At 63.3% G+C, this 6875-nt stretch carries 9 protein-coding genes; 2 read left to right on the top strand and 7 right to left on the bottom strand.

Going from position 1 to position 6875, the window contains the following annotated elements:
• Positions 1-239 precede the first annotated feature (239 nt).
• Genes VZ95_RS12605 through grxC form a run of 3 tightly spaced genes read right to left on the bottom strand, consistent with a single transcriptional unit; the run spans position 240 to position 1804 of the window.
• Positions 240-689 (bottom strand): DUF1178 family protein, encoded by a 450-nt coding sequence (locus VZ95_RS12605; protein WP_045776158.1) that lies wholly within the window; start codon positions 687-689, stop codon positions 240-242.
• 19 nt (positions 690-708) lie between these two features.
• Complete coding sequence (locus tag VZ95_RS12600) at positions 709-1539, bottom strand: carbon-nitrogen hydrolase family protein (protein WP_045776159.1); 831 nt, start codon at positions 1537-1539, stop codon at positions 709-711.
• A gap of 7 nt (positions 1540-1546) precedes the next feature.
• A complete protein-coding gene (gene grxC, locus VZ95_RS12595) occupies positions 1547-1804 on the bottom strand; it encodes a glutaredoxin 3 (RefSeq protein ID WP_045776157.1) in 258 nt (85 codons plus the stop codon).
• A gap of 214 nt (positions 1805-2018) precedes the next feature.
• Here grxC and relB point away from each other — a divergent pair, with 214 nt between their 5' ends.
• Both relB and VZ95_RS12585 read left to right on the top strand, forming a co-directional pair.
• Entirely contained in the window at positions 2019-2474 is a 456-nt protein-coding gene (relB, locus tag VZ95_RS12590; protein ID WP_045776156.1) for a type II toxin-antitoxin system RelB family antitoxin, read from the top strand.
• A complete protein-coding gene (locus VZ95_RS12585) occupies positions 2471-2770 on the top strand; it encodes a type II toxin-antitoxin system RelE/ParE family toxin (RefSeq protein ID WP_045776155.1) in 300 nt (99 codons plus the stop codon). The genes relB and VZ95_RS12585 overlap by 4 nt, the downstream gene beginning before the upstream one ends.
• A gap of 54 nt (positions 2771-2824) precedes the next feature.
• Here the strand turns inward: VZ95_RS12585 and VZ95_RS12580 are convergent, their stop codons facing one another.
• The 4 genes from VZ95_RS12580 to VZ95_RS12565 are packed head-to-tail and all read right to left on the bottom strand — an operon-like array spanning position 2825 to position 6504.
• A complete protein-coding gene (locus VZ95_RS12580) occupies positions 2825-3499 on the bottom strand; it encodes a LolA family protein (RefSeq protein WP_052711729.1) in 675 nt (224 codons plus the stop codon).
• 13 nt (positions 3500-3512) lie between these two features.
• Positions 3513-4715: a BaiN/RdsA family NAD(P)/FAD-dependent oxidoreductase gene (locus tag VZ95_RS12575; protein WP_045776154.1), complete on the bottom strand. Its 1203-nt coding sequence runs from the start codon at positions 4713-4715 to the stop codon at positions 3513-3515.
• The gene (locus tag VZ95_RS12570) at positions 4712-5164 is read right to left on the bottom strand and encodes a GNAT family N-acetyltransferase (protein WP_045776153.1); all 453 of its coding nucleotides are present in this window, start codon (positions 5162-5164) and stop codon (positions 4712-4714) included. Before VZ95_RS12570 ends, VZ95_RS12575 begins: the two co-directional genes overlap by 4 nt.
• A 2-nt stretch (positions 5165-5166) precedes the next feature.
• Positions 5167-6504 carry a TldD/PmbA family protein gene (locus VZ95_RS12565; protein WP_045776152.1) on the bottom strand — a complete coding sequence of 446 codons (1338 nt, stop codon included), beginning with the start codon at positions 6502-6504 and terminating at the stop codon, positions 5167-5169.
• Between the last annotated feature and the right edge of the window lie 371 nt (positions 6505-6875).

Here is a 6875-nt window from a genome sequence, read left to right as displayed (position 1 = left end):
CTCTTTGGAGAAGAGCCCTATTGCTGTGGATGTAAGGGTAAGCCTGCAAAAGTCACGTCGGTTCATTTTCGGCACTCCAATCCAGTAATTCTAGCGCATAACTACAAGCGACATGTAAAAAAAGAGTTTAAATTGCAATAAAATTTAATTGCAGAATGTATCTATAAGTTGGTCGCGGACCATTCTGTCGACAGGAGCTGCCAAGGAAGCGGATGCCCCCCGTGTTCCGCTAAAACGCTTTAATTCTCCAGCGGCACCCAGGGAATCCGACCAACTTCGATCCCCTCTTCGGCCAGCGCCTCGCGGTCGGCGTCGGTGCTTTCGCCGTAGATGCCGTGGGCTTCTACTTCGCCGTAATGGATTTTGCGGGCTTCTTCGGCAAAATTATCGCCGACATACTCGCAGTCGCTTTCGATCTTGCGGCGCATTTCGCGCAGCACCTGCACGACGGCGGCCTGTTGGTCGGACTCTTGGGCCGTGGGGGTCGCGCGCGCCTCTTCCACGGGTTTTGCGGCGGCTTTCGACGAAGGGCGGATCGCCGGTGCCATCAGCGCTTTACGAATGTGCGTGTCGCCGCACATCGGGCAGGCAACGGCACCCGTCGCGGCCTGCTCGTCGAAAGCGGCGCTACTCCGGAACCAAGCTTCAAATTCATGCTCGGCCGAGCACAGCAGGCTATAGACGATCATAGAAATTAAATAAGGCGGCTTAGGCGGAAAGAAAAGAGGGCGGCGTAAAGGGCCGGTCGTGGGTGAGCGACGGGATGCGCTGGCGGGCTTTCGCCACCTCCGCCAAATCGAGATCGGCGATCACAAGGCCGGGCGCGTCTCCCCCATCGGCGAGAACCTCTCCCCAGGGGCTGACGATCAGCGAATGGCCGTAGGTGCGGCGGCCCTCGGCATGGGTGCCGGTTTGGGCCGGGGCGAGGACGAAGCCGCCGGTTTCAATCGCCCGCGCGCGCAAGAGCACGTGCCAATGGGCCTCGCCGGTCGGCACCGTGAAGGCGGAGGGAATGGTGATAATCTCGGCCCCCGCCTGGGCCAGCGCGCGAAACAGCGCGGCAAAGCGCAGATCGTAACAAACGCTAAGGCCGAGGTTGGCGAGCGGCGTCTTCACCGTCACCGCCGCGCTACCGGCGGCGATCAGCGCCGATTCGCGGTAGCTTTCGCCATTGGCAAGATCGACATCGAACAGATGGATCTTATCGTAGCGCGCGGCGATGCTGCCGTCGGGCGCGAACAGCAGCGCGCGGTTGGCGAGTTTATCGCCCTCGACTTTCACCGCAATCGAGCCCGCCAGCAGAAAAGCCCCGGTTTCCTGGGCCAGCCGGGCGAAGAGCGGCGGCAGCGGGTGGGTCTCTTCGGTGCGTGCTTTGGCGCGATGCGCCTCGCGGTCCGGCTCCAGCATCGCGCAGTTTTCCGGCGTCAGAATAAAGCGTGCGCCTTGGGCGGCAGCATCGCGAATCTGGTCCTCCAGAAAGGCCAGATTCGGCGCGAACTCCCGCTCGGCGGTCTGCTGGATCAGGGCGACGCGCAGCATCGGCGCCTTACGCCGCCAACAGCGGATCGAGCCCGCCGCGCGCATCCAAGGCATGAATATCGTCGCAGCCGCCGATGAGGTTTCCATCGATGAAAATCTGCGGCACGCTGTTCTTGCCACCCGCGCGGGCGCGCATTTCGGCGCGTAAGGCCGGTTTTGCCATCACGTCGAACTCTTCCCACGCTTGGCCCTTCGCCGTCAGCAGGCGGCGCGCTTTGGCGCAATAGGGGCAGAAGGGGTCGGCGTACATTTCGATCTTAGCCATGTGAGTCTCGTATGAACTAGGTTGGATTGATAAATTAGAATAATTCTAAAAATAGTCCAGGGTCAAGGGTGCGGTTCGGCTATGCGGATTTGAAGGGGGTGCGGATCGTCAACCGCCCGTCGACGGTTTACCGAGCCCAAAACACTTGCATGGTTTCTATCAATCATGCGCAATAGAGGCTAGAAAGCAACCTCAATTGATAAAGGAGCGCATCATGCAGGGCATGACACTCGCGCAGCTACGCGCCACGGCCAGCGCTGGCGGCGTGACAGGTGTAACCTTGAAAGGGCAGGGCGGCGGCTTCTTCGTTGAAATCGCTACCCGCAGCGGGCAAGACGCCTTTCTGGTGAAAGCACGCAGCACCGAGCCGCGCCGCTTCGGAAATCCCACGTCCGCGCTGATCGTCTTGCGGGACGTGGGGATTGCGGTTGCGCACCTCGACGCCACCAACTGGAACCCCGACGAGAAAGACATGACCCGCAGCCGACAGAACCGGGCCGAGGCCATGCGGGGCGCGCACGAAGCCGCCGCCTATAACCAGTGGCTGACCGCTGAAATTCAGGAGGCTATCGACGACCCCCGGCCGAGCGTGCCGCATGATGACGTTATGGCGCGGATGGATGCCCGGATTGCGCGCCACAAGGCCGCAGGAGCAAAGCTGAACCCATGACGACGCCTTATCGCATCGTCTGGCGACCGATAGCCGAGGCCGACTTAGACAAGCTCATTGACCACATCGCCGAGGACAAGCCGATTAAGGCCGAAGAATTCGGCCAAGAGCTGCGCGCCAAAGTGTTGCCGCTTGCGCAGTATCCAAAACTGGGCCGCACGGGCAGGCCGGGCCTGCCGACCTTCCTGCGCGAACTGGTCGCACATCCGACCTACATCATTTTTTATCGCGTGCTGGACGAGGCGCGCATTGTCGAGATTTTGAGAGTGAAACACACGGCGCAGAAAACGCCGTGACGAGAATATTCGTATCAAAAAAGGCACGGCGAGCGTTCGCTCGCCTTGTCACGCTCAATATCCAACGCGCCTAATTAAAACGCTCCACCGGCTGATTGAAGAACTTCGGGTCGCGGAATTCGAACACCTTTGGTTGATGGGGTCGCCCGCGCGTGCCTCGATTAGCGTTACTTTAGTCAGGCGGTTTTGGCTGTCGAGCACGGCCCATTGTTCCAGCCGAAACGGGGCCTCGCTGAACTGTATTGTGAGTTCGCCCTGTTCGGGATCATCGGTTTCGCGCACCGAAACGCGCAGCACGCCGGGGCCACGATCGATTTTAGTGACGGTGAGGTCTTGGCTAAGGCGCACCTTATCGCGCAACAAAAAGGCCACCGGCGTGCTGCTGAGCGGCAGGCTGGTGGTTTCGTTGAGTTCGCGGTCATGGAAGGTTAGCAGCGTTCCGTCCGCCACCATCACCACGGGGGAGGGCGGGGCGTAATCGAAGCGCATCTTGCCGGGGCGCTGAATGAACACGGCCCCGCGCGCAATTGCGCCGTTATCGGTGATTTGCAGGAATTTGGCGGTCAGGGTTTTCAGCCCGTCGAAATAGCTTTCGATGCGGCCAAGATCGGTTTTATCTTGCGGCGTCAGTGGCCACGGTTTCGCTTTTGCTGCCCAAGCGGGGGCTGCGAACAGCGGCAGAGCGAGTAAAAGCGCGGCGAGCACCGGGCGGCGAGCAATCCCAACCATTCCATAAGTTCCTTTAGTACTGAGGCGCATTCAGTAAACCCGGCGGGCGTGGCGAAATAAGGGCGAGCATGCCGCGCGCCGCCTGCACGCCGCTGGCGAGGCACGCGGTGAGCAGATAGCCGCCGGTGGGCGCGGCCCAATCGATCATCTCGCCTGCGACAAACCAGCTCGGCCTTTCGAGCAGCATTAGATTGGGCGTGAGACCGGAAAATGGCACGCCGCCCGCGCTGGAAATCGCTTCGGCCAGCGGGCGGGGTTCCCCCAGAGTGAGCGGCAGCGCTTTGAGGCGGCGGGCGAGCGCGGCGGGGGTGTCCCATCCGGCTGCGCGCGGGCCTTCGTTCAGCAGCGCGAGGGCGGCGGGGGATAGGCGGAAATTCTTCTTGAGGAACGATCCCAGCGAGGCGCTGCCGCGCCCAGCGAGTTTGTCGATCACCTGGTGCTCATCATGATCGGGCAGGAGGTCGAGATAGAGCGTGACCCCCGGCGCGAGATGGTGGGAGAGGGCGTAGAGCGCGCTGCCCTCCAAGCCATACTCGGTGAGAATAATCTCGCCGCGCACACGCTGACCGCCGACCGAAAGCGCCACGGCTTTCAGCGGGCTCCCGGCCTTGGCTTTCAAGACCTCCGACCAGTCGATCTGCCAGCCGCAGTTGAACGGGCGCAAGGGAGCGATGGGGCCGGGCAGGAAGTCGGTCCAAGCGCCGTCCGACCCAAGATGCGGCCAGCTTGCGCCGCCGAGCGCCAGGAGCACCGCGTCGCCCGTCGCTGAAACGGGGCCGGTGGGCGTGTCGAAGGTTAGCGTGGTGCCCTCCGCCTGTCCCGTCCAGCGGTGGCGCGGGTGGGTGCGCAGGCCGAAACCGCGCAGGCGGGTAAGCCACGCCCGCAGCAGGGGGGCCGCCTTGAAATCGGTTGGGAACACGCGCCCTGAGGTGCCGACGAAGGTCTCAATCCCCAAATCCGCCGCCCAGGCCCGAATTGCTTCGGGCGGGAGGGCGGCGAGCCACGGGCGCACCGTCTCGGTTTCCGGGCCGTAGCGGTCGAGAAACGCGCGCAAGGGTTCGGAATGAGTTAGGTTGAGCCCGCCGCGCCCGGCCAGCAGAAATTTCCGCCCCAGCGAGGGCATGGCGTCATAGAGATCGACCGAGACTCCGGCTTTCAGCAGCACTTCCGCCGCCATCAACCCCGCAGGCCCGCCGCCGACGATAAGAGCTTTCACGGCACCAGCGGAATATCATACCGCACAAACGCCGAGAGTTTTGCCACGCGGTCGTAGAGTTTGCGCGCGGTCGCATTGTCGGCGTGGGTGTGCCAGTAAATCCGATACCAGCCGGAGGTCTTGCCGATATCCACCAGCGCCTCGATCAGCTTTTCGCCCGCCCGCTGGCCGCGCGCTTCGGGAATCACAAACAGGTCTTCGAGATAGCCGACCATCCGGGCGCTATTGGTGTGCAGATGGGGGATATAGTGGAGCAGGCCGATCAACTCGCCAGCCTCCCCTAAGGCGACCAGCCCGTGCAGTCCCACGGTGGGATCGTGCAGCCGCCGCCAATTGGCCTCGATCAATGCCGGGCTATAGTCGGTTTTGTAGAATTGTCCGTAGGCCAGAAAGAGGCTTTCCCAGGCCGGGCGGTCGGTCAAACTCAGCGGGCGAATATGCGTTTCCATACCTAGCGTCCTGCCAGAACCATGCCCTCGACGCGCAAACTCGGGCTATCGAGCCCGCGTTTGATCTCCAGATCATCCGCCGGGGTGAGGGTCTGATACATGTCCTTGAGATTGCCCGCGATGGTGATTTCGCTGACCGGATAGGCGATTTCGCCGTTTTCGATCCAGAAACCCGCCGCGCCCCGGCTGTAATCGCCGGTGAGGCCGTTGACGCCCTGGCCCATCAGGTCGGTGACATAGAGCGCGTTCTCGCCCGCATAAAGCTCCTGCGGTTTCAGCGTGCCCGCCTCGACGGTGAGATTGCTCGCAGCAGGGCCGGGCGGGCCAGAGGTGCCGCGCGCGGCGTGGCCGGTGGGCGCAAGGTTCAACTGCCGGGCCGAGCGCAGATCGAGCAGCCAGGTCGTTAGCACACCCTTATCGAACAGGGCGCGCGCTTGGGTGGGGAGCCCTTCGGCGTCATAGGGGCGGGAGCGTAGGCCCCGTTTGCGGTGCGGCTCTTCGCGCAGGGTGATCTTCGCGCTGAACACCGGCTGGCCGAGCTTATCTTTTAGAAAGCTGGTGCCGCGCGCGATGCTGGGGCCGGAAATCGCGCCCAAAGCGTGCCCAACGAGGCCGCCCGCGACGCGCGGATCGAAGATCACCGGCACTTTGGCGGTATCGAGCTTGCGCGGGTTCAGGCGGCGTAACGCCCGTTCGGCGGCAGAACGGCCAATCCGCGCCGGATCGTCCAGGTCTTCCGCGTGCAGGGCCGAGGAATAATCATAGTCGCGCTCCATGCCCGTGCCGGTTCCGGCGACGGCGGTCATGGAGATAGAATGGTAGGTGCTGCGGCTTTCGCCCGCAAACCCGGCGGAGGTCACGAGGGCGCTATAGCCCGACCCCCATCCGGCGTTGGCGCCATCGGAATTGGTAATCCCGGCGACGCCCATCGCCGTATCTTCCGCCGCCGCCGCGCGGGCGAGCAGAAGGTCAATATCGGGTTCAACGGGATCGACGCTATCGAGGTTGGGGAAACTGCGGGCGAGAAGCTCGGCCCCGGCGATGCCGCAGAACGGGTCTTCCGGCGCAAGCCGGGCCATTGCAAGGGCGCGTTCCACCATCGCCGCCAGCGCGTCTGGGCGTAGATCGCTGCTGGAGACGATGGCTTGGCGCTGACCGATGAAAACGCGCAGGCCCAAGTCCTGCCCTTCCGACCGTTCGAGTTTTTCGATGCGCCCCAGGCGGCGTTCGACGGAAACCGAAACGCCGTGATGCATTACGGCATCGGCGCTATCGGCCCCCGCTGCGCGGGCCTTGGCCACGAGGTCGGAGAGAAGGTCTAAGGTGGGGGGTGTCGTCATGCGTGAAGTCGCCAAACTGCTAGAAGCGGAGGGATCACAGAGTGGCGATCCCAGGCACGGGCGACAACCCCCAAAGCGCGGGTTCTCATCAAACACGGGTCAGAACTCCGGGAGAACCCAGCCCGGCTGAGGCGCAGCCGTACCGGGGCCGCCCGGAAAGGCAGACCGTTAGTCCTACTCGGTTGCCGCCGGGGCGCGTGCGATCCACGCCCCAGCGAAGGGTATAGTGCCTAGCCTAGTTCGCTTGACGGCGCAGGAACGCCGGGATTTCCAACAGGTCGTCATCGGCCTGGCTGGAGATCGGACGGGTTCCGGCATCGCTCAAACGCGGCGAGGCCGCAGCGGTCGGCGCGGTCGGGGCCGAGCCGCCG

The organism is Elstera litoralis (genome assembly GCF_000963705.1).
Taxonomy (GTDB): Bacteria; Pseudomonadota; Alphaproteobacteria; order Elsterales; family Elsteraceae; genus Elstera; species Elstera litoralis.
Note: the sequence above shows the minus strand (reverse complement) of the source record. Positions and strands in the feature narration are given on the sequence as shown.